Source organism: Nocardioides zeae (assembly GCF_030818655.1).
GTDB lineage: Bacteria > Actinomycetota > Actinomycetes > Propionibacteriales > Nocardioidaceae > Nocardioides > Nocardioides zeae_A.
Window position 1 is genome coordinate 580666 of record NZ_JAUTAN010000001.1, and the last position, 21168, is coordinate 601833.

The following is a 21168-nucleotide window of genomic DNA, read 5'->3' on the forward strand; positions in this document are numbered from 1 at the left end:
TTGAGAGGCTAGGTGCATGAACCAGCGGACCCTGGCGGGCATCGTCGCCGTGCCGCTGGTGGTCGCGCTCTGGGCGGCGGCGTTCTTCCTGCCCGCTCCGTTCGTGACCTACTACCCGGGCCAGACCGCCGACCTGATCGGTGACGAGGACGGCGCGAGCATCACGATCGAGGACCACGAGGTCTACCCGCCCACCGCCGGTGAGCTGCGGATGACGACGGCGAGCATCACGCGGCCGGAGACCGACCTCACCCTCGCCGAGGCGCTCCTCGCGTGGCGGGACCCGGATGCGTCGGTGCGTCCCTACGACACGGTCTACAGCGACGACGAGGACAACGAGACCTCGGCGCAGCAGGCGGCGCTGCAGATGACGGGCTCGGTGGACGTCTCAGTCGCGGTTGCGCTGGAGGCGCTCGACATCGACGTGACCTCCACGGTGCAGGTGGGCGCGGTCGAGGACGGGTTCCCGGCCGCCGGGGTGCTGCAGCCCGGTGACACCCTCCGCTCCGTCGACGGCGAGGAGCTGACCGATCCTGCGCAGCTCGGTGAGATCGTCCGGCGTGCCGGCGTGGGCGCGCAGTTCGACGTCACCGTCGAGCGGGACGGCACCGAGCGCGAGGTGCAGATCGCGTCGGTCGCGGACAAGGACGAGGTCTCGGGGGAGACGGTGGCCCGCATCGGCATCACGCCGATCCAGGGCTTCGTGTTCCCGTTCCCGGTGACGCTGACGCCGCCGCCCGGGATCGGCGGTTCGAGCGCCGGCACGATGTTCGCGCTGGCGGTCTACGACTACCTGACGCCCGGGAACCTGACGGGGGGCCTGCACGTGGCGGGCACCGGCACCATCTCGTCCGCGGGCGAGGTCGGCCAGATCGGTGGCATCCAGCAGAAGATCCCCGGCGCCCGGGACGCGGGCGCCGACGTGTTCCTCGTGCCCTCCGCCAACTGCGGCGAGGCGCTCCAGGCCGCCCGGGGCTCGATGCGCATCGTCGCGATCGACACCTTCGACCGGGCGGTCTCCACCGTCGAGGCGCTCGCCCAGGACCCCGACGCCGATGTGCTGACCTGCGAGGACGTGGTGGGATGACCAGCTTCGACCCGACCGACCCGGTGGACCCCCGGGCGTTCGACGCCGTGGTGGGCAGCGAGCGGAGCGCCGACCTCGACGCCGGTCTCGACACCGACCCCGCGCTCGCGGCCGCCGTGCTCGAGCTCGAGACCCACGCGGCGAGCGAGGGCTGGGGCCAGCCTGCCCGGCTCTACGCGCTCGTCGACACGGCTCTGCTCGCCGCGCAGGCGCCCGGGCTCGCCGCCGCCATGGGCCTCGACGAGGACGACGCCGCCGGGTCGCTGACGCCGGTCGAGCAGGACGAGCTGCCGGGCGACGTGTCGTTCGAGTCGGCCGTCGCCGAGATCGCCTGGCCGCCGCAGGTCGCCGGGTGCGCCGCCACCCTCGAGCGGCTCGTGCTGCCGCCGGAGGTCGACCCCGAGATCCCCGCCGACCCGACCGCGGCGGCGGAGTTCGCGCGGTCCCACCCGCTCCGCCAGGAGGTCCGCATGGTCGTCGGCGTCACGCGCGCCGGCGCGGCGTACTGCGCCCTCCGCATGCGGTCGCACGACGACGAGCACTCCGTGGTCGGAGGCACCGACCTGGTGCCGGGCCTCGTCCAGCTGTTGTCCACCACCTTCGACGACTCCACCTTCGACGACGAGGAGCAAGACACGTGAGCGAGCTGTTCGACCCGGGACCCCGACGACCAGGACGCGGGTCCGGTGGTCGGCCCGCCCCGTCGGGGCGCTCCCGGGCCCTCCTCATCACGGCCGTCGTCATCGTCGCGCTGCTGGTGCTCCTCGCCGGCTTCTCGACCTTCTGGACCGAGCGGCTCTGGTACGACTCGATCGGCTACTCGTCCGTCTTCTCGACGCTCGTGTGGACGAGGATCGGCCTGTTCTCGCTCTTCGGCGTGCTGATGGCCGGGATCGTCTCGCTCAACATGTACCTGGCCTACCGGTTCCGGCCGACGTTCCGGCCGCCGTCGGGGGAGCAGACCAGCCTCGACCGCTACCGCGAGGCCGTGACGCCGGTCCGCCGGTGGCTGCTCGCCATCATCGGCGCCCTCATGGGCGTGTTCGCCGGCACCTCGGCGTCGGGGCAGTGGCGTGACTACCAGCTCTGGCGCAACGCGCAGGACTTCGGCAGCGACGACCCGTTCTTCGGCAAGGACCTCGGGTTCTACGTCTTCCAGCTCCCGTGGCTCCACTTCCTCGTGGACTTCACCATGGCCGCCCTCGTCGTCGCGATCATGGGTGCGGTCGTCGTGCACTACCTGTACGGCGGGGTCCGGCTGCAGGCGGCGCGCGACAAGCTCTCGAGCCCCGCGCAGATCCAGCTCTCGATCCTCGTCGGCCTGCTCGTGCTGGTGAAGGGCGTCGACTACTTCCTCGACCGCTACGACCTGCTGTCGGCGACCGGCGGCTACATCGACGGCATGGGCTACACCGACGAGAACGCGGTGCTCCCGGCGAAGAACATCCTCATGGGCATCGCCGTGATCTGCGCCGTGCTGTTCTTCCTCAACGTCTGGCGGCGCACGTGGATGCTGCCGACGGTGGGCCTCGGCCTGCTCGTGCTCTCCTCCATCCTCCTCGGCATGATCTGGCCGGCGATCATGGAGCGCTTCCAGGTGCTGCCGACGCAGGCCGACAAGGAGGCGCCCTACATCGAGAAGCACCTCGCGGCGACGAAGGACGCGTTCGGGATCGCGGACGTGGAGATCAGCGAGTTCACCGCGCAGACGGACCTGAGCAACACCGACGAGTCGACCCGGTCGGCACTGGCCGACACCGTGGCCGCCTCGGGCGGCGTCCGCCTCGTCGACCCGGCGGTCGTCCCGCGAACGTTCAACCAGCTGCAGCAGGTCCGCGGCTACTACACCGTGCCGGAGGTGCTCGACGTCGACACCTACGACATCGACGGCATCGAGCGGGACGTCGTGCTCGGTGTCCGCGAGCTCAACCAGCAGGGCATCCCGGACGGCAGCCAGAACTGGGCCAACCTCCACACGGTCTACACCCACGGTTACGGCGTCATCGCGGCGTACGGCAACCAGAAGCGCGCCGACAACGAGCAGATCGTCGCCGGCGATCCGGCCTGGGCCGAGGAAGGTCTGCCCCCGTCGGGCGACCTCAGCAACCTCGACGAGGACGGCTACGAGGGCCGGATCTACTTCGGTGAGAACAGCCCGTCGTACTCGATCGTCGGCAAGGCCAACGAGGACGCGAACAGCGTGGAGTTCGACGTCCCGCAGGGCGAGGGCGGCCAGACGACGACCACGTACGACGGCGCCGACGGTGTCCCGGTCGGTGGGCTCTTCAACAAGCTGCTCTACGCCGTGAAGTTCGGCGAGCCGAACATCGTGCTCTCCGGCCGTGTCAACGAGAACTCGAGGATCCTCTACGACCGCGAGCCGCAGCGCCGCGTCGAGAAGGCGGCGCCGTGGCTGACCGTCGACAACGACGCGCTGCCGGCCGTCGTCGACGGCCGGGTCGTCTGGATCATCGACGGCTACACGACGACGGACCAGTTCCCGCTGTCCAACAGCGAGTCCTTCGACGAGATGACCGACGACTCGCTCGCCGACAACAACCCGTTCCAGACGGTGCCGACCGACGAGATCAACTACATCCGCAACGCGGTGAAGGCGACCGTTGATGCCTACGACGGCACGGTCACCCTCTACGCGTGGGACGAGGAGGACCCGATCCTCAAGGCGTGGATGAGCGCCTTCCCCGGCACGGTCAAGGACAAGGACGACATCTCCGAGGGCCTGCTCAACCACATGCGGTACCCCGAGGACATGTTCAAGGTGCAGCGCTACCAGCTGGCGTCGTACCACGTCGACACCGCCAACGAGTTCTACGAGGGCAGCGACCGTTGGGCCGTTCCGGTCGACCCCAACGACCAGTCGTCCCTGCAGCCGCCCTACCGGCTGTCCGTCCCGTCGGACGACCCGCTGGTGCCGGACACCTTCTCGATCACCAGCGTCTTCACGCCCAACAACCGGCAGAACCTCGCGGCGTTCGTGTCCGTCGACGGTGATGCGTCGGCGGACAGCTACGGCACGTTCCGGGTACGGCGGCTCAGCTCGACCAGCCAGGTCGACGGTCCGGGACAGATCTCCAACCAGATCCAGTCCGACGAGGGCGTCTCGCAAGCGGTCCTCCCGCTCAACAACCAGAACAACACCGAGGTCGTCTACGGCAACCTGCTGACGCTGCCCGTCGGCAACAGCCTCCTGTACGTCCAGCCCATCTACTCCCTGCGCACCTCCGGTGACGCCGCGTACCCGATCCTGCGGTTCGTCAGCGTCTCCTTCGGAGGAGACACGGTGGGCGTGGGTGCGACGCTGGGTGAGGCACTGTCGAGCGTCCTCGGTGTCGACCCGCCGAGCGAGGAGGTCATCGAGGACCCCGACGACGAGGGCCAGGGTGGCGAGGACCCCGACACTGGCGGGACGCCGAGCACCGAGCCGCTCGAGGATCAGGTCGCCTCCTTGCTGGCGGACGCCGACGCGGACTTCGCCGCGGCCGACGAGGCCCTGTCCGGTGGGGACCTCGCCGGCTACCAGGAGCTGATCGAGTCCGGTCGGACGAAGGTCGAGCGTGCACTCCAGCTCGCGCAGGACCTTCCGGGTGCCGGCGACGTTACGGACGAGCCCACCGACGAGCCGCCGGTGGAGTCGACCGAGTAGGTCGCTGATCTGCGGAAACGCCTCGATCGGGGCCGGGTGACCTGGTTCACCCGGCCCCGATTTGGCGTCTGGGGGCGATCCGCGTAATGTTCTGTTCACCGACGCGGGGTGGAGCAGCTCGGTAGCTCGCTGGGCTCATAACCCAGAGGTCGCAGGTTCAAATCCTGCCCCCGCTACAAAGGAACGGCCCTCGATCTACGGATCGGGGGCCGTTCGTCTTTCCCGGCCGCACCTAGCCCCCGCGGAGACCCCGCGGAATGGTGCGGGTGCGTACGCGATCCGCGGCGACAAGCGGCACGGTTGATCCGGAGCGCGTCGACCGCTGCGCCAGTCAGTGCCGTCACGATGCAGACGGTCCGAAGATGGGTGCGTCCGACTTGATCACCGTCGCCATCGTCTTGCGGAACGTGTGCGGGGTGCCCCAAGGTGGCGGTGGACCACTATCACCGCATCGCCCGGGACAAGGCCGAGGCGCTGTTGCAGATGTCCGCCCCGCATCGGGTGTCGACATCGACGCGAGAGCGAGACGGTCGTCGGGCGATGTTCAACCGAGTTGTCAGCATCTCCCCGACGTTCGGATGCTCATCACGATGGTCGACCGCCCGGGACGCCGGCACCACCCAGCAGCCGACGTCCCGCTGCTCAACCGCTAGGTTGCTGGCATGGCAGTCGACGGCACTGAGGCCGAGCGGGCGAGCTTCGTGCTGGGCGGGTACAACGCCGCTCTGACTTTCGCCTTCGTCCTCGTCGTGACCATCGCCGCCCGGGGCTGGTTCTTCTGGATCGCCTTGGCCGTGTACCTGGCCGCCTTTATCGTCGGCAACCTTCTTCTGCTGCGTCGCGCGCGGGGGAGGATCCGGGGCCATTGAGTCCTTCGCCAGCGGGCCATCTCCGATGGTGCGAGACGTGCTAACCGCCTTCGCCCCCGTTCTCGCTTGAGGGCGACGCGCTGGACGAGTGCGCCCGGGTGGTCCCGGAGTTGATGCGGCCGGACCTCGTGAACGCGGGACATGCCAGAGCCTTCATCCGACCCGGGACGCGACAATTCGTCGTGACCGGTGCGCCCCGGCCCGCTTTGCCGGGGAACAGTGCGGCTGCGCCACTGCTGATCGTGGCGGATTGGCCCCAGCCGCACATTTCTCGGCCCGGCGGGCCCGCCACCGCCCCCGCACGCCCCAAGGCGCCGGACGTCATGCGCCGCGGTGGCCCCGGCGACCGAACCGCATGACGTCCGGGGGAGAGGCAGCCGTCTGCGTCACACTCCCGCCCCCACTTGTTACCCGCGGGTCATAATCCTCGGCATGCTCGACGGCCACGCCCTCCTCGCCCGTTCCCGCGTCGTACGCTCCGCGGCCTGCAACGCCTGGGCCGTGTCGTGGCTCGGCCCCGGGGTCGAGCGGCCCCGACCGCACCCGTCCGAGGTCGTCCACGACGCGCCCCACGCGCAGCTGCGCCGCTTCACCTCGTCGACCCCGACGACGGGGCGGCCCGTGCTCCTCGTGCCGCCGCTGGCCGTGCCCGCGACGTGCTGGGACCTCCGACCGGGGCAGAGCCTGGCGACGTACCTGGCGGAGGGGGACGGGGAGCAGGACCGCGCGGCGCGGCCCACGTACGTCGTCGACTACGGCGACGTCACGTTCGCAGACCGCCAGCTCGGGTTCGAGGACTTCGCGTGCCGCATCGTCCCCGACGCCGTATGGCGCGTGTCGGCCCTCCACGGCGGGGGACCGGTGCACCTCGTGGGCTGGTCGCTCGGCGGCACGATCTCGTTGCTGGCCGGGGCGGCCCAGCCCGAGCTGCCGATCGCGTCGATCACCGCGCTGGGCACCCCGATCGACTACGGCCTCAACGCGTCGGCCCGTCCGCTGCGGTGGCTCGACGAGCGGCTCGGCTCGCGGGTGATGACCGCCCCGACGGCGTTGCTCGGCGGCGTGCCGGCGCCCCTGGTGCAGCTGGTCTACCGCGGGCTCGCGCCCACGCGGGAGCTCAAGAAGCCCTGGTTCCTGCTGTCGAACCTCGCCGACACCGAGACCCTGGCGCGCAGCGAGGCGATCGACCAGTTCATGGCGGCGATGCCGGGCTACCCGGGGCGCCTCTACCACCAGATGCACACCCGGCTGATCGTGCGGCGCGAGCTCGCGACCGGCACGGTCCACCTCGGTCGCGGCGTCGTCGTCGAGCTCGACCGCCTGGTCGCCCCGGTGACGCTCGTCGGCTCCACCACCGACGCCGTCGCGTCGGCCGCGGCGGTCGAGGCCGGCACGCGGTCGTTCCCGTCGGCGGCGACGATGCGGTACGTCGAGGTGAGCGGCTTCAGCCACCTCGGCCTGGTCGCGGGCAGCGCCGCACGGCACCACACGTGGCCGGCCGTCGTCGCGCAGCTCGAGGCCGCCGACGGCTGAGGGGGCGCCGCGCGGCCGGGCCGGCTCAGGCCAAGCGCGCCGGGAACCCGCCCGTGGCCACGGGACCCCAGCGGGTCGGTGTGATCCGGATGAGGGACTTGCCCTGGTCGAGCATGGCCTGGCGGTACTCGTCCCAGTCGGGGTGCTCGCCCGCGATGTTGCGGAAGTACTCCACGAACGCGTCGAGGGCCTCCGGCACGTCCAGCACCTCGGCGTCGCCGTCGACCTGCACCCAGGGGCCGTCCCAGTCGTCGGAGAGCACGACCACGCTGGCGCGGGCGCGCCGACGGACGTTCGTCGTCTTCGCGCGCTCGGGATAGGTGGCGATGAGGATCGAGCCGTCGTCACCGAGGCCGCCCGTGACGGGTGACGCCTGCGGCGTACCGTCGTAGCGCTCCGTCAGCAGCACCATGCGGTGCCGGGGACGCACGAAGTCGAGCAGCTCGTCGCGCTCGACGCGGTCGGACGTGGCGATGGTGCGGGCCATGGGGTCTCCTCCTGCCGGTGGGCTCGCCCCGATCCTGCCAGCGGGCCGGTCACCCCGCCCGTGTCGTCAGTGCCCGAGCCAGGGCCGCGCCCACACGGGCCCGCCCTCGTTGCCCGGGTCGCCGGCGTCCCGGCGGCTCAGCGCCTCGATGCGCGAGCTGAGGTCACGCACCTCGTCGAGCACGAGGTGCGCACCCCAGACGCGGTCGGCGCGCTTCGGTGTCAGGGGTGCGACCACGTCCCCGCGGCGCAGCCGGTCGAGCAGCGCCTCGGTCGCCGCGGCGTCGAGGCCGAGGCGGTCGCCGAGGGCGGGGGTGGTGATGATCGGTTCGGCCATGAGGACCCGCAGCGCGGCGGAGTCGGGCGTGCCGGGCTCGGGGTGCCCGAGGGCCTCCGCCCAGTCGTCGTGCACCAGCTGCAGGTTGGTGACCGTGCGGCGCGCCTCGTGGGTGGCCCACATGGTCGCGGAGGCGAGCAGCCCGATGATGGTGGCCGCGTTGCCGGTGCGGTAGTCGCCCAGCGCGTCGAAGTAGCGCTCGCGGTGGGCCGTCAGGCCCGACGCGATCGGCACGGTCAGGCGGCGGGTGACCTCGCGGCGGCGCAGCACGGCGTGGATGAGCGTGCGGCCGATGCGACCGTTGCCGTCGACGAAGGGGTGGATGGACTCGAACTGCGCGTGCACGATCGCCGCCTGGGCCAGCGGCAGCACGTCCTCACGGTTGGCGAAGGCCACGAGGTCCTGGAGGTAGGGCTCGACCGTCTCGGGGGGAGGCGGCACGAAGAGGGCGTTGCGGGGCGAGTAGTCGGACCCGCCGATCCAGTTCTGCCGGGTGCGCACCTGGCCGGCGCCGGGTCCGAGGTCGGGGTGCTGGCGGAAGAGGTCGTGGTGGCCCCGCAGGATCGCCGCGAGCGTCAGCTCGCCGGTCGCCCCCGTCGTGGTGATGATCCCGGCGAGCGCCTCGGTGGCCGCCGCCATCGACACGGCGGAGGCGTTGGCGCGCTGGCCGGCCAGCGCCCGGCCGTAGTCGGACAGGCTCGCCTCGATGTTCTCGATCTTGCTCGATGCGATCGACTCGGTGCGCAGCAGCAGCTGGTTGAGCGCGCCGAGGCTGCGGCCGTGCACCTGGTCGAGCCGGACGAGCCCGTCCCCGGCCTGGGCCAGGTGGGTGCGCAGCGCGCGGGACGGCTCGTAGGTCACCTCCGCGATCCGCGGGGGCAGCCGCACGTCGATCGCCCGCACGGCACGGTCGGCGCGCGGACCGCGCCCCGACGACGAGCGCCACGGACGACGCTCGGTGCCGTGGGGCGGCCAGTCGGTGGCGGTGTCCGTCGGGGCTGCGCCGGTCGAGGTCACGGGCCGATCCTCCCACCTCGGTGGGACGCGGGGCAGCCCCTCAGGACCGGAGGGTGGCGAGGGCCGCCCACTCACAGCCCCGAGGCGGCGCGCTCCAGGATCGGGTCGAGGTCGAGCCCCGCGGGCAGGGTGCCGAAGGCGTGGCCCCAGTCGCCGGCCAGGCGGGTCGCGCAGAACGCGTCGGCGACCGCGGTCGGGGCGTGCCGCACCAGCTGGCCGCCCTGGAACACGAGCGCGAGCTGCTCCACGATGCGGCGGGCCCGCAGCTCGATGTCGTCGAACGAGGTCAGCTCCTTCTTCAGGCGGGCCAGGGCCTCGTCGTACCGCCGGTCGGCCCCCACCGCCAGCTCCGCCTCGGCGAAGAACGCGTCGACCGTGTGCGGCTCCCGCGCCATGGCGCGCAGCGCGTCGAGCGCCGCGACGTTGCCCGAGCCCTCCCAGATCGAGAGCAGCGGCAGCTCGCGGTAGATGCGCGCGAGGTCGAAGTCCTCGACGTACCCGTTGCCGCCCAGGCACTCCAGCGCCTCGCCCGCCGCCATCGGCGCGCGCTTGCACACGGCGTACTTCGTCACCGCCAGCGCCAGCCGCCGCAGGGCGGACTCGCCCTCGTCGCCCCGTACGGCGCGGTCGTTCGCCCCCGCGAGACGCAGCATCGCCGTGGTCGCGGCCTCCGACTCGATGGTCAGGTCGGCGAGGACGTTCCGCATGAGCGGCTGGTCGAGGAGCGCCTTGCCGAAGGCGCGCCGGTGCCGGGCGTGGTGGGTCGCGAGCACCAGGGCGGTGCGCATGCCGCTCGCCGAGCCGATGACGCAGTCGAGCCGGGTCATGTTGACCATCTCGACGATGGTGCGGACGCCCGCGCCCTCCTCGCCGACGAGCCACCCGGTGGCGTGGTCGTACTCGATCTCGCTCGACGCGTTCGACTTGTTGCCCAGCTTGTCCTTGAGGCGCATGAAGCGGATCGGGTTGCGCTCACCGCCGGGGAGCACGCGGGGGAGCGCGAAGCAGGAGAGGCCGCCGGGCGCCTGCGCCAGGGTGAGGAAGAGGTCGGACATCGGGGCCGAGGTGAACCACTTGTGGCCGACGACCTCGTAGGTGCCGTCGGGACGCGGGGTCGCCGTCGTCGTGTTCGCGCGCACGTCGGAGCCGCCCTGCTTCTCGGTCATCGACATGCCCGCGATGAGCCCGCGCTTGGTCGCGGGGTCGCGGAGGCCGGGGTCGTACTCCCGGCTCGTCAGCAGCGGCTCGAGCCGTGCGGCGAGCGCGGGCGCGTGCCGCAGCGCGGGCACCGCGGCGTAGGTCATCGACACGGGGCAGCCGTGGCCCGCGTCGACCGACCAGACCATGAACTTGGCGGCGCGGGCCACGTGGGCGCCCGGTCGGTCGTCCGACCACGGGGCCGCGTGGAGCCCGTGGGTCACGGCCGTCTCCATGAGGCGGTGGTACGCCGGCACGTACTCCACCTCGTCGACCCGATGGCCGTAGCGGTCGTGCGTGTGGAGCCGCGGCGGGACGCGCTCGGCGAGGCGGCCCCACTCCCGGGCCTCGGCGGTGCCGGCGAGGCGGCCGAGCTCGTGGATCTCGTCGAGGGCCCAGCCGGCGCCCTCGCGCTCGATGCCCGCGAGGAGGGCGGGGTCGTGGGCGGTGTCGTGGCCCTCGAGGGGCGGTGCCTGGTTGAGCACCTCGTGCGTCGTGGTCATGGCTGCTCCTGGGGTCGGCGACTGCTCTTGATGTTACGCATTCGGCGACGATTGTGTCGAGAGACGTAATGCAGCACGATGGCGTCCGTGGTCGACCTCCCCCTCCTCAGCGCTCGCTCGGTGGCGGTGAGCGTGCTCCTCGGCGCGCACCCCGCCCGCCTGACCGCCGCGCAGCTCGTCGCCACCGGCGAGCACGTCGGGGTCCCGGCGGCCACGATGCGGGTCGCCCTGACCCGGGCCGTCGCCGCCGGGGACCTCGTGCGCGACGACGGCGCCTACCTGCTCGGTGAACGCCACGTCGCCCGGCGACTGCGCCAGGACGAGGCGGTCGTCGACAGCGAGCGCGCCTGGGACGGCGCCTGGGAGACGGCGGTCGTCGTGGGCGGGGGTCGGCCCGGGCCGGCCCGGTCCGCCCTGCGCGACGAGCTCCAGGGGTTGCGGCTCGCCGAGCTGCGGGAGGGCGTCTGGATGCGTCCGGCCAACCTCACGCGCCCGGGCCCGGTCGCCGAGCCCGACCTGCTGGAGACCCTGACCAGCCGGCCCGACGACCCCGAGCGGCTCGTCGCGCGGCTGTGGGACCTCGCGGCGTGGGCGGCGCAGGGGGACGAGCTCGCGGCGTACGTCGCCGAGGCGCCGACGCCCGCCCACCGCCTGGCCGGGGCCGCGGCCCTGGTGCGCCACATCGGCACCGACCCGCTCCTGCCGCCCCCGCTCCGCCCGGCCGGGTGGCCGGGGGAGCGGCTGCGGGCGGTCTACGCGGCGTACGTCGCCGACCTCGCCGCCCGCGCCGCCGGCTGAGGCCTCGCGGGTGCGGCCTCAGCCGAGGTGGGCGGGGCGCTCCCACCCCTCGCCGAGCACGTGCTGGGCCAGGAAGGCGATGACCGTCTCGTACCAGACCGTCGCGTGCTGCGGCTTGAGCACCCAGTGGTTCTCGTCGGGGAAGTAGAGGTAGCGGTGCGGCATGACGCCGTGCTCGTCGGCGTGGTGCTGGGCGAGCTCGGCCCAGAGCCGGTTGCCCTCGCCGATCGGCACCCGGTAGTCGCGGTCGCCGTGGATGACGAGCAGCGGGGTCGAGATGCGGTCGACGAACTGGTGGGGTGAGTTCGCGACGAGGCCGGCCTCGTCGAAGATCTCGTCCCAGTAGTAGGCGCCGTCGGTCGTGCCGCGGAACTGGTCGAGCGCCCAGAGGCTGGCGTGGGTGACGATCGCGCGGAAGCGGTCGGTGTGGCCGGCCACCCAGTTCGCCATGTAGCCCCCGAACGAGCCGCCCATCGCCGCCGTGCGCCCCTCGTCGATCTCCGGCCGCGCGACGACGGCGTCAGTGATGTCCATGAGGTCCGTGTAGGGCGCGCCGCCCCAGGCGTTCCAGCCGCGCGCGATGAAGTCGAGGCCGTAGCCCGTGGAGAGCGCCGGGTCGGGGAGGAGCACCGCGTAGCCGCGCGCCACCAGCAGCTGGGCGCACCACCGCCAGCTCCACGCGTTCCAGCTGTTCAGCGGACCGCCGTGGATCCACAGGAGCAGCGGCGCCGGCGCGTCCGCGGAGGCGCCGGGCGGGGTGAGGAGCCAGCCGCGCACCCGGGAGCCGTCCTCGGCGACGGTCTCCACGTCGGCCATGGTGCCGACCGGGGCCGGCGGGGGCGCGGGGGTGGCGAGCTCGGTCACCGTGCCGTCGACCTCGACGCGCACGGGGTGGGGTGCGACCTGCCAGCTCGACCGCAGGGCGACGACGGATCCGTCGGGACCGACGTGGGCCTGCGTGTAGGCGTGGTCGTCGGTGGTGAGCGCCGTGACGGGTCCGTCTTCGAGCGGCACGCGGAAGATCCGGCCGCGACCGTCGTCGTCGGCGACGACCACCAGCGAGCGGTCGTCGGGGGCGAAGGCGATCTCGGTGGGCCACCGATCCCAGCCGACCGCCAGCTCGCGCGCCTCGCTGCCGTCGGTGCGCGAGATCCACAGGTGCTGGTCGGCGGGACCGGCCGGCGTCGAGAAGGACGCCCGCACGTAGGCCACCCAGGCGCCGTCGTTGCTGACGACCGGGCCCTCGATGTAGGTCGACAGCTCGTCCACCAGCGTCGTGTGGGCACCCGTGGCGACGTCGATCGCCACGAGCGCGAAGCGGTCGCCCCGACCCTGGCGGCGCCGGAGCGCGGCGAGGAGGGTGCGGCCGTCGGGCGTGAGCGCCGTGCCGCCGGTGTCGGCGCTGCGGCCCGGGTGGGGCGTCAGGTCGGCGGGGCGGGGGAGGTGCGCCGGGTACGGCGCGGGCGCGTCCCCGGCGTCCTGCGTGCTCCCGTCGGCGGCGGCGGGGGTCACGGTCTCCGGCGCGAGGGCCGCGAGGTCGAGCGCGAGCAGGTGCGGCTCGTCGGGGCCGAGGTCGTGGTCCCAGACCCGGACGGGGTAGTGCTCGTGGAGGATCGCCGCGACCTTCCGCTTCGCGCGCTCTTCCCGCAGCCGGGCGTCGTCCTCGAACGTGGTCGCCGACGGCAGGAGGTCGGCCGCGAGGACGACCGTCTCGGCCTCGCGGGCCGTCGCGGCGATGGCGCCGACGCCGCCCGCGAGGGCGGTGACGGGCCGGGCCTCGCCGCCGGCCGGGTCGATCACCCAGAGCTGCGTGACCGGTCTGCCGTCCCGCTCCGGACCCCCGCCGCCGGTGCGGGAGGAGGTGAACAGGAGCGTGCCGGCCGCGGTGAAGGCCGCGCCGGACTCCCCGGCCGTGCTCCGGGTGAGCCGCCGCGGCGTCCCGCCGCCGGCGGCGTCGACCTCCCAGAGCGCGCGCTCGTAGCCCGTGCGATCCGCGTCGAGCGTCGCCACCGTCAGCACGACGCGGGAGCCGTCGACCGACCGCGTCAGCGACTCGACGCGGGGGAGCGCGACGTAGTCGGCGAGGTCCGCGAACGGCGAGCCGGCCGGGGACGGTGCGGGGGGTGCGGTGGGGGCGGTGGATGCGGTGGAGGCGTGGGCGTCCTGAGCGTGGTCCGAGAAAGTCACGCTCCGCACGTTAGCCACGCCCACCGACGGTCGGCAGCGGCCGGGTGGTCACGATGGGGACACGACTGCTGCCGTGCCCGGGGCGGCGCCCGTCTCGCGGGCTGGGCCATGCTGGGGGCGTGCCCGATCTCCTCGACCGCGTCCTGGGTGACGTCGTCACGCGTCAGCCGGCGCTCGACCCCCGCGCCGTCGCGCTCACGGCCGGGCTCGCCGTGGTGCTCGTCGCCTACCGCCCGCTCTGGCGCCGCGCCCGGCACCTCGTCACGATCGTGCACGAGGGCGGGCACGGCGTCGCCGCGCTGCTGAGCGGCCGACGGCTGGCGGGGATCCGGTTGCACTCGGACACCTCCGGCCTCACGGTCTCGCGCGGTCGGCCCCGGGGGCCGGGGATGATCGTCACCGCCTTCGGCGGGTACGTCGCTCCCACCCTGCTCGGGCTGGTGGCCGCGGTGGTCGTGTCGCGCGGGTACGCCGTGGCGGGGCTGTGGACGGCGCTCCTGCTGCTCGCGCTGTTGCTCCTGCAGATCCGCAACTTCTTCGGGCTGTGGGCGGTGCTCGTCGCGGGGCTCGCGGTCTTCGCCGTCACCTGGTGGGCGAGCGGGCCGGTGCAGGTCGCGTCGGCGTACGTCGCCACGTGGTTCCTGCTGCTGAGTGCACCGCGACCCGTCATCGAGCTGCAGCAGCAACGCCGCCAGGGTCGCGCGCCGCACTCCGACGCCGACATGCTGGGACGGCTGACGCCGTTGCCCGGCGGGTTCTGGGTGGTGGTCTTCCTGCTGGTCACCGCGGGTGGTGCGGTGCTGGGTGCACTGCTGCTGTGGGCGGCGGCCGACACGTGAGGTTGTGTCGCGTGCCTACGGTCACCCCATGAGTGAGGACCAGCTGCAGCCCCAGGACACGCTCGACGACCGCGGTGTCGACGACATCCTCGACGAGGGCATCTCGCCGCCCGAGCGCCTGCGCGGGTCGAACCAGAAGGACGTCACCGCCGCCGGCGAGCTCGAGGGCGAGACCATCGACGAGCGCGTCGCCCAGGAGGAGCCCGACGTCTGGGACGGCCTCCAGGAGGAGCTCGACGCCGACGTGGTCGACGGCCCCGTGGGTGGCGAGGTGGGCGCCGAGCGCACCGGTCGTCTCGTGGCAAGCGACGACGGGGCGGGCAACCTGCGCGAGGACGACCGCTTCGCCGAGGACGGCGGCATCGACGGTGCGGGCGCCAGCGCCGAGGAGGCGGCCATGCACACCATCGAGGACGACCCGCAGGTCTGACGCCCCGACGACGACGCCGCGTGTCCCCGACCGGGGGCACGCGGCGTCGTCGGTCGAGCCGGCCGACGTCAGTAGCGCTGGGCCACCGCGTCGAGGGTGTAGCGCACGTCGTCGTCGAGCGGCTCGCCGCCGCAGGCCCGCGCCGTGTCCAGGTTGCAGTCGAGGCGTGACGAGGCGTTGGCGAACGAGACGTAGACGTTGCGCACCTGGCCGGGCTGGAACGCCAGGTACTGCGTCGTCGTGCCCGACTTCAGGCTGATCGCACCGCGCTTGACGGTGCCGTTCGTGTACTGCACCACGACGAACGCGCCCGGGTTCGTCGCCGCGGCCGGCGTCGAGAAGCGCAGGCGCAGGCGGTAGCGCTGGCTCGGCGCCGAGAAGCTCGGCTGGAACCGCACCGTGTACGTCGTCTGCTGCGGCACGCTGAAGCGGCGGGAGACGGGCGTCGTGCTCTTCGAGACCGCGTAGCCCGCGTTGACCGGCGCCGCCGTGTAGGCCGAGCCCTCGTCGTAGAACGCCGCGGGCAGCTGGTTGGCGGCCGCGAAGCCCGCGAGCTCCCGCCCGAACTCGGTGCGGGCGCCCGAGGCGTCGCGCAGGCCGTTGAGGACGGTGCGGAGCGCGTAGAGCGAGTGCTGGCCCGGGCTGCTGGTGGCCGACGCCCGCTCCCAGACGCTGCGGGCGATGTTGGCGCCGAAGCGCTCCTCCAGGTACTCGAAGAAGATCCAGTTGCCGTAGGAGTTTGCGGTGTCGTCCTCGAACTCGTCGAGCGCGACCAGGGGTCGGCCCAGCTGGCCGTCGCTGAGGTACCGCCGGTTGTCGTTCACGTCGGAGGCCCAGACCTCCTCCATCCAGGTGGCCGTGGCCTCGTAGAGCCACGAGTCTTCGAACACGTCGTAGCCGAACTGGATGGCGTGGAAGATCTCGTGGATTGCGGTGACACGAAGGTAGTTCAGCGGGGCCGTCGGCTTGAACTCGGCGTAGTCGTTGTCGAGCACGCAGTAGGACGTGGCGCGATAGTTCGATCCCGGTACAAATTGTTCAGGAGCGCAGTACCCGAACACCTTCTGGCTGCCGAGGTCCGTGAGATAGATGTCGAGCTTTGCGTTGCCCCCACGCGTGCCGTCGGAGGGAGCGGCGCGGTACCCGCGGCTGTTCACGAGGTAGTCGTAGGCGTTCTTCGCCACCTGCGCCGTCTGCGAGGCCCACTCGGCGGTAGCGCCGATCCGCTCGTTCTGCGCCTTGTCGACGTAGTGCACGCAGATGCCACCTGTGCACCCCGACTTGACGGTCGAGCCGGCTGGGTAGCCGTCCTCCCCTGGATCGTTCGCCCCGTCAGTCGGTCGCGCCAACAGGCGGTCGGCGGCCTCGCGGTCGGCGCCCCGGAGCTTGGGCTTGGCGATCATCAGGTCGCGCAGCGCGAGGGTCGGGGACTCGGCGGTACCCTCGGTCGTGGTTGCAGGCGCCTCGCCCGCGATGAGGATCTCGGCCCGCTCGAGGGCCTGCTCCGCCTGCGCGGTCGTGATGTCGTCGGGATCGGCGGGCAGCGCGAGCGGCGCCGGCGGGTCGGTCGGCTCGTCGAGGGCGACGACCGCGGCCGAGGAAGGGACCTCGGCGCGGGCAGCGCCACCGGGGAGCAGCGTCGCTCCCAGCATGACGGCGACAGCGGCCACTCCGACGGGCCGCGCGAGATAACGCATAGGGATCCTCCCCAGGACGAGCGTCCGCCCGGTGCGGACAGGCGACACCCTAGGGCTCGGCGGTGACAGCGCGCTGGGCTCCGACCGAACCCGTCCCGCTTGTCCACAGGATCGCCCCGCGGGGGTGGTCGGGTAGGTCCGGGCTGTCCTAGATTTGCCGTGGTTGTCGACGCGATCGGGCGCGTCGACGCGGGCTCGTCGGAGGGTCGCATGCAGTGCCGTGGAGGCAGGTTGGTCGGACTCGTCGTCGGTACGTCGCTGCTCGCAGCGTGCACCGGTGGCGGGGGCGAGACGGAGGAGGCGGGGCCGTGGCCCTCGTCGTCGGCGTCGTCGGAGTCAGCTGCGGCGACGTCCTCGTCAGCGGCGACCTCGGCGCCGGCCGTTCCGGTGATGCCGGAGGAGGCGCGGGGCGAGGGTGACGCGGCCGCCGTGGCGTTCGTGGAGCACTGGGTGGAGCTGGTGAACTACGCGCTCGCGACGGGGGACACGGGGCCGGCGCGAGACCTGGCTCCGGACTGTTCGACGTGTGACGCCGTGCTGAGCGACATCGAGTCGACTTTCGGCCAGCAGGAGGCTGGCCGGTGGATCCTCTTGCAGACCGAGACATTCGAGCCGCGTGAAGAGGACACAGCGTCGACAGACGTGGTTGTCGTCGGCGGCATCAGCACCGATGGTTCCGCCTCACGAGTCGGCGCCGACCTCACCTTTGGCGCCGTATCGTCTGAGAGCAGGTCGTGGGTCATCTCCTGGCTCGACGTACGCGAGCGATGAGCGTCGTGAAGACCAGGATGGTGGAGGCGTCAGTGCTCGTCATAGGTGCCATGGTGGTCGGCCCCCCAGTGAACGCGCTGCCGGTCGCAGACGATCTTGTGACGGTCCGCGACCAGGAGGATGTCGCAACTTCTGCCGCGGAGTCCGCTGTGCGGGTCGGAGCATCCGAGGAGGAGACGACCGAGGTCTACGACGCCTCGGACCGCGAAGTCGCAAGTCGGCAACCGACCGAGGCGCAGATCCAGGCCGCGCGTCAGGCCTACGTCGACAACTCGATCTGCCTGCCCACCGCCGTCATCGGCCTGGGCCTCGGCAACATCTGCGCCGGACGCGTCGCCTGCGACGAGACCACCCTCGACACCTACCTGCAAAACCCCTACCTCGCCACCGGCACCGGACGCCCCAGCAACTGCACCCCCGACCCCCGGCCAGGACCCCACCGCCGTCATCAACGCCGCGGTCTACCAAGCGTTCCGCGAGGTACCCCTGCCCCAGACCGTCCTGCACATCCAACCCCCCGACGGCACCACCCTGGTCAACCTCGAGACCAACTTCTTCACCACCACCCAACCCTTCACCACCACCGTCACCGTCCTCGGTTACACCGTCGAGCTCGACATCACCCCCACCACCTACACCTGGGACTTCGGCGACGGCACCACCACGACCACCACCACCCCCGGCGCGCCCTACCCCGACCTCGACATCACCCACGTCTACACCCGCACCGGCACCTACCCCACCACCCTCACCACCACCTGGTCCGCCGACTTCCGCGTCGACGGACGCGACTGGCAACGCGTCCAGGGCACCGTCGACATGCCCAGCCCCACCCTCGACCTCCAGGTCCGCGAAGCCACCCCCGTCCTCACCGGATGACACCCGGCACGACACCCGGCACGACACCCGCCACGACACCCGTCGACAAAGGGTCACCAACGACACCGGAACCGCCCCCCGGCCCGTCGTCCGTGACCCTTTGGCACGAGCTCCGCGGCCGCACCCGCCCGACCGACGAACGAGGCTGACGCACCCGTGAGCCGGACGACCTCGACCCCGGCCACGCGAACTGTGCGCGGAGGGCAGGTCCGCCCGAGGCGAGTTCACACCAACGTCCCAGTTCGCACCCCGGGTGAGCCCACCGGCACCCACACCATCGAGGTCTCACGACCGTCAACCCGCCCGCCCCCGCGCCCACCCCACGCCCGCCGCCACGCTGTTGGCGCCACGCCCTAGAGTGACCGAGCCGCGGGACCGGAGACGAGGAGCAGGCTGACGATGAGCTCGAGCGCGTTCACTGTCCCCGGGTCGGCGGAGGCCGACCTGGTGCGGCGCCGCGACCTCAACAAGATGCGCACCGTGGCCACGGGGCTCCTGGTGGTCGCTGCCATCGTCTACGTCGCGACGCGCGGCCAGGATGGGTTCCTCGGCTTCGTCAACGCCGGCGCGGAGGCGTCGATGGTGGGCGCGATCGCCGACTGGTTCGCGGTGACCGCCCTCTTCCGCCACCCCCTGCACCTGCCCATCCCGCACACGGCTCTCATCCCGCGTCGGAAGAACGAGCTCGGCCGGGGCCTGCAGGAGTTCGTGCAGGAGAACTTCCTCGCCGAGGGCGTCGTGCGCGAGCGTGTCGACGCGGCCGAGGCGAGCCGCCGGGTGGGGGAGTGGCTCGTCGACCCGGCGCACGCACGGCGCGTGGTCGACGAGGTGGCGGACGTCGCAGTGATCGGGCTGGCGAAGGTGCGGGACGAGCACGTCAGCGAGCTGGCGGAGGCCGTGCTGCTGCCGCGGTTCCGCGAGGAGCCCATTGCGCCGCTCGCCGCGGCACTGCTCGGCGAGATGGTCGACGACAATCTCCACCACGGCGTGGTCGACCTCGGCCTGGGCGAGCTGTTGCGGTGGCTGCGCAACAACGAGGAGACGTTCACGGAGGTGCTCGGCGAGCGCGCCCCGTGGTGGACGCCGACCAAGCTCAACGACGCCGTCACCCAGCGCGTGCACGCCGAGGCGATCAAGTGGGTCGAGGACATCCAGGCCGATCCGCAGCACCGTGCCCGGCAGGCCTTCGACTCCATGCTCCACGACCTCGCCCGCGACCTCGTCCACGACCGCGACACCGCCGAGCGCGCCGAGCGGCTGAAGCTCCGCGTGCTCGACCACCCGCAGGTGCTCGCCACCGCCGTCTCGCTGTGGAAGGCCCTCCAGCGTGCGCTCGTGGCGGGGCTCGAGGAGGAGGCCAGCATGCTGCGCGTCCGGCTCGAGCACGAGCTCGTGAAGTTCGGGCGCCGCCTCACGACGGACGCCGCGCTCCGCCGTCGGCTCGACCAGATGCTGTCCGACGCCGTCGCCTTCGTGGTGGACCGTTACGGCACGGAGCTGACCGGCGTCATCACCACCACGATCGAGCGGTGGGACGGCGACGAGGCGGCGCAGCGCATCGAGCTCCACGTGGGGCGCGACCTGCAGTTCATCCGCATCAACGGCACCGTCGTGGGCGGCCTCGTGGGCGTGCTCATCCACGCCGTCGACGTGCTGCTGCCCTGAGCCGCGGTGCGATGATGGACGCGTGAGCGACCCCTTCGACGTCCCCGTCCGCGACGGCTCCATCCGTCTCGGACAGTTCCTCAAGCTGGCGAACCTGGTGGAGTCCGGCGCGCAGGCGAAGCCCGTCATCGCTGAGGGCCGGGTGCTCGTCAACGGCGAGGTTGACACGCGGCGCGGTCGCCAGCTGGTCGTCGGCGACGTCGTGACGCTCGACGGTCAGAGCGCCCGTGCAGTCGACGCGGAGGGCTTCGACGACGGCCTTCCCTGGTAGCGCCCCCCGCAACGTCATGCGCCCCGCAGGCTCGAGCCTGCGGGGCGCATGACGTTCGCGAGGGGGACCCTCACCAACCAGGGACCGGGGTCAGGAGACGCCCAGCAGGTCGACGACGAAGATCAGCGTCTCGCCGGGCTTGATGACGCCGCCGGCGCCACGGTCGCCGTACCCCAGGTGCGGCGGGATGACGAGCTGACGGCGGCCGCCGACCTTCATGCCCTGCACGCCGGTGTCCCAGCCGGAGATGACCTGGCCGATGCCGAGGCGGAACTGCAGGGGCGCGCCGCGGTTGTACGACGCGTCGAACTCCTCGCCGGTCGAGTGGGCCACACCCACGTAGTGCACGGAGACGGTCTGGCCCGCCTTGGCCTCCTCGCCGTCGCCGACGGTGACGTCGGTGATGACCAGGTCGGCCGGGGGCTCAGGGTCGAAGAAGTCGATCTCGGGCTTGTCCATGCTGCCCAGCCTAGAGCCCGCCCCCCGACCGGCCTCAGCCCTGGTGCACGTAGGCGTCGAGCTGGTCCCGCTCGAAGGCCAGCTCGTCGATGCGGGCCTTCACGACGTCACCGATGCTGACGATCCCGACGATGCGGGTCCGGTCCTCGACCACGGGCAGGTGGCGGATGCGGTAGGTCGTCATCTCCTGCATGAGGTGGGCGACCTCCTCGGTCGCCCCGCAGGTGCGCACCGACGTCGTCATCACGTCCCGCACCGACGCGCCCAGCAGCTCGGCCGGGCCGTCTGAGGCCAGCCGCCGCACGACGTCGCGCTCGCTGACGATCCCCTCCAGCGTCGTGCCGTCGCTGCTCACCACGACGGCACCGATGTTGTGACGCTCGAGCAGCAGGACCAGGTCGCCGACGGTCGCATCGGGTCCGATCGTGACCACGGGCTCGCCCCGCATGACGTCCTGGATCCTCATGGCCACCTCCGGG

Annotated in this window: 19 protein-coding genes and 1 tRNA gene; 13 read left to right on the forward strand and 7 right to left on the reverse strand. The window is 72.2% G+C overall.

Annotated elements, in window-relative coordinates; all coding sequences use genetic code 11:
- The first annotated feature begins 16 nt into the window (after positions 1 to 16).
- The 6 genes from QE405_RS02700 (at position 17) to QE405_RS02725 (ending at position 7153) form a co-directional block, all read left to right on the forward strand.
- Positions 17 to 1087: a YlbL family protein gene (locus QE405_RS02700; protein ID WP_307198681.1), complete on the forward strand. Its 1071-nt coding sequence runs from the start codon at positions 17 to 19 to the stop codon at positions 1085 to 1087.
- Positions 1084 to 1728, forward strand: coding sequence for a PPA1309 family protein (locus tag QE405_RS02705; protein ID WP_307198682.1), 645 nt, complete (start codon positions 1084 to 1086; stop codon positions 1726 to 1728). Before QE405_RS02700 ends, QE405_RS02705 begins: the two co-directional genes overlap by 4 nt.
- Positions 1725 to 4751, forward strand: coding sequence for a UPF0182 family membrane protein (locus QE405_RS02710; RefSeq protein ID WP_307198683.1), 3027 nt, complete (start codon positions 1725 to 1727; stop codon positions 4749 to 4751). Before QE405_RS02705 ends, QE405_RS02710 begins: the two co-directional genes overlap by 4 nt.
- 102 nt (positions 4752 to 4853) lie before the next feature.
- Positions 4854 to 4927 (forward strand) — tRNA-Met (locus QE405_RS02715).
- A 486-nt stretch (positions 4928 to 5413) separates the two neighbouring features.
- Positions 5414 to 5620, forward strand: coding sequence for a hypothetical protein (locus QE405_RS02720; RefSeq protein WP_307198684.1), 207 nt, complete (start codon positions 5414 to 5416; stop codon positions 5618 to 5620).
- A 432-nt stretch (positions 5621 to 6052) separates the two neighbouring features.
- Positions 6053 to 7153 (forward strand): alpha/beta fold hydrolase, encoded by a 1101-nt coding sequence (locus tag QE405_RS02725; RefSeq protein WP_307198685.1) that lies wholly within the window; start codon positions 6053 to 6055, stop codon positions 7151 to 7153.
- Positions 7154 to 7178: 25 nt separating this feature from the next.
- Here the strand turns inward: QE405_RS02725 and QE405_RS02730 are convergent, their stop codons facing one another.
- The 3 genes from QE405_RS02730 to QE405_RS02740 all read right to left on the reverse strand — a co-directional run bounded on the left by QE405_RS02730 (position 7179) and on the right by QE405_RS02740 (position 10693).
- Complete coding sequence (locus QE405_RS02730; RefSeq protein ID WP_307198686.1) at positions 7179 to 7640, reverse strand: PPOX class F420-dependent oxidoreductase; 462 nt, start codon at positions 7638 to 7640, stop codon at positions 7179 to 7181.
- 66 nt (positions 7641 to 7706) lie between these two features.
- Positions 7707 to 8993 (reverse strand): Fic family protein, encoded by a 1287-nt coding sequence (locus QE405_RS02735; protein WP_307198687.1) that lies wholly within the window; start codon positions 8991 to 8993, stop codon positions 7707 to 7709.
- A 71-nt stretch (positions 8994 to 9064) separates the two neighbouring features.
- Positions 9065 to 10693, reverse strand: a complete 1629-nt coding sequence (locus QE405_RS02740; RefSeq protein ID WP_307198688.1) for an acyl-CoA dehydrogenase family protein — start codon at positions 10691 to 10693, stop codon at positions 9065 to 9067.
- A gap of 78 nt (positions 10694 to 10771) precedes the next feature.
- On the opposite strand from QE405_RS02740, the gene QE405_RS02745 reads away from it, so the two are divergent.
- Complete coding sequence (locus QE405_RS02745) at positions 10772 to 11491, forward strand: PaaX domain-containing protein, C- domain protein (protein WP_307198689.1); 720 nt, start codon at positions 10772 to 10774, stop codon at positions 11489 to 11491.
- Positions 11492 to 11509: 18 nt separating this feature from the next.
- Here the strand turns inward: QE405_RS02745 and QE405_RS02750 are convergent, their stop codons facing one another.
- Entirely contained in the window at positions 11510 to 13678 is a 2169-nt protein-coding gene (locus QE405_RS02750; RefSeq protein WP_307198690.1) for a S9 family peptidase, read from the reverse strand.
- A gap of 119 nt (positions 13679 to 13797) precedes the next feature.
- Here QE405_RS02750 and QE405_RS02755 point away from each other — a divergent pair, with 119 nt between their 5' ends.
- Both QE405_RS02755 and QE405_RS02760 read left to right on the forward strand, forming a co-directional pair.
- Positions 13798 to 14517, forward strand: a complete 720-nt coding sequence (locus QE405_RS02755) for a M50 family metallopeptidase (protein WP_307198691.1) — start codon at positions 13798 to 13800, stop codon at positions 14515 to 14517.
- A 28-nt stretch (positions 14518 to 14545) separates the two neighbouring features.
- Positions 14546 to 14947 (forward strand): DUF5709 domain-containing protein, encoded by a 402-nt coding sequence (locus tag QE405_RS02760; RefSeq protein ID WP_307198692.1) that lies wholly within the window; start codon positions 14546 to 14548, stop codon positions 14945 to 14947.
- 68 nt (positions 14948 to 15015) lie between these two features.
- On the opposite strand, the gene QE405_RS02765 is transcribed toward QE405_RS02760, so the two are convergent.
- Positions 15016 to 16644: an MXAN_6640 family putative metalloprotease gene (locus QE405_RS02765; protein ID WP_307198693.1), complete on the reverse strand. Its 1629-nt coding sequence runs from the start codon at positions 16642 to 16644 to the stop codon at positions 15016 to 15018.
- Between the two features lie 159 nt (positions 16645 to 16803).
- Between QE405_RS02765 and QE405_RS02770 the strand changes: the two genes are divergently transcribed.
- The 4 genes from QE405_RS02770 to QE405_RS02785 all read left to right on the forward strand — a co-directional run bounded on the left by QE405_RS02770 (position 16804) and on the right by QE405_RS02785 (position 20230).
- Positions 16804 to 17415, forward strand: coding sequence for a DUF6318 family protein (locus QE405_RS02770; protein ID WP_307198694.1), 612 nt, complete (start codon positions 16804 to 16806; stop codon positions 17413 to 17415).
- A gap of 120 nt (positions 17416 to 17535) precedes the next feature.
- Positions 17536 to 18294: a PKD domain-containing protein gene (locus tag QE405_RS02775; RefSeq protein WP_307198695.1), complete on the forward strand. Its 759-nt coding sequence runs from the start codon at positions 17536 to 17538 to the stop codon at positions 18292 to 18294.
- Positions 18295 to 18693: 399 nt separating this feature from the next.
- Positions 18694 to 19959 carry a DUF445 domain-containing protein gene (locus QE405_RS02780; protein ID WP_307198696.1) on the forward strand — a complete coding sequence of 422 codons (1266 nt, stop codon included), beginning with the start codon at positions 18694 to 18696 and terminating at the stop codon, positions 19957 to 19959.
- A 22-nt stretch (positions 19960 to 19981) separates the two neighbouring features.
- Positions 19982 to 20230 (forward strand): RNA-binding S4 domain-containing protein, encoded by a 249-nt coding sequence (locus QE405_RS02785; RefSeq protein ID WP_163769960.1) that lies wholly within the window; start codon positions 19982 to 19984, stop codon positions 20228 to 20230.
- A gap of 90 nt (positions 20231 to 20320) precedes the next feature.
- On the opposite strand, the gene QE405_RS02790 is transcribed toward QE405_RS02785, so the two are convergent.
- Together QE405_RS02790 and QE405_RS02795 are read right to left on the reverse strand one after the other, a co-directional pair.
- Positions 20321 to 20689, reverse strand: a complete 369-nt coding sequence (locus QE405_RS02790) for an FKBP-type peptidyl-prolyl cis-trans isomerase (protein WP_163769962.1) — start codon at positions 20687 to 20689, stop codon at positions 20321 to 20323.
- Positions 20690 to 20723: 34 nt separating this feature from the next.
- Positions 20724 to 21155 carry a CBS domain-containing protein gene (locus QE405_RS02795; RefSeq protein ID WP_307198697.1) on the reverse strand — a complete coding sequence of 144 codons (432 nt, stop codon included), beginning with the start codon at positions 21153 to 21155 and terminating at the stop codon, positions 20724 to 20726.
- Positions 21156 to 21168: the final 13 nt, after the last annotated feature.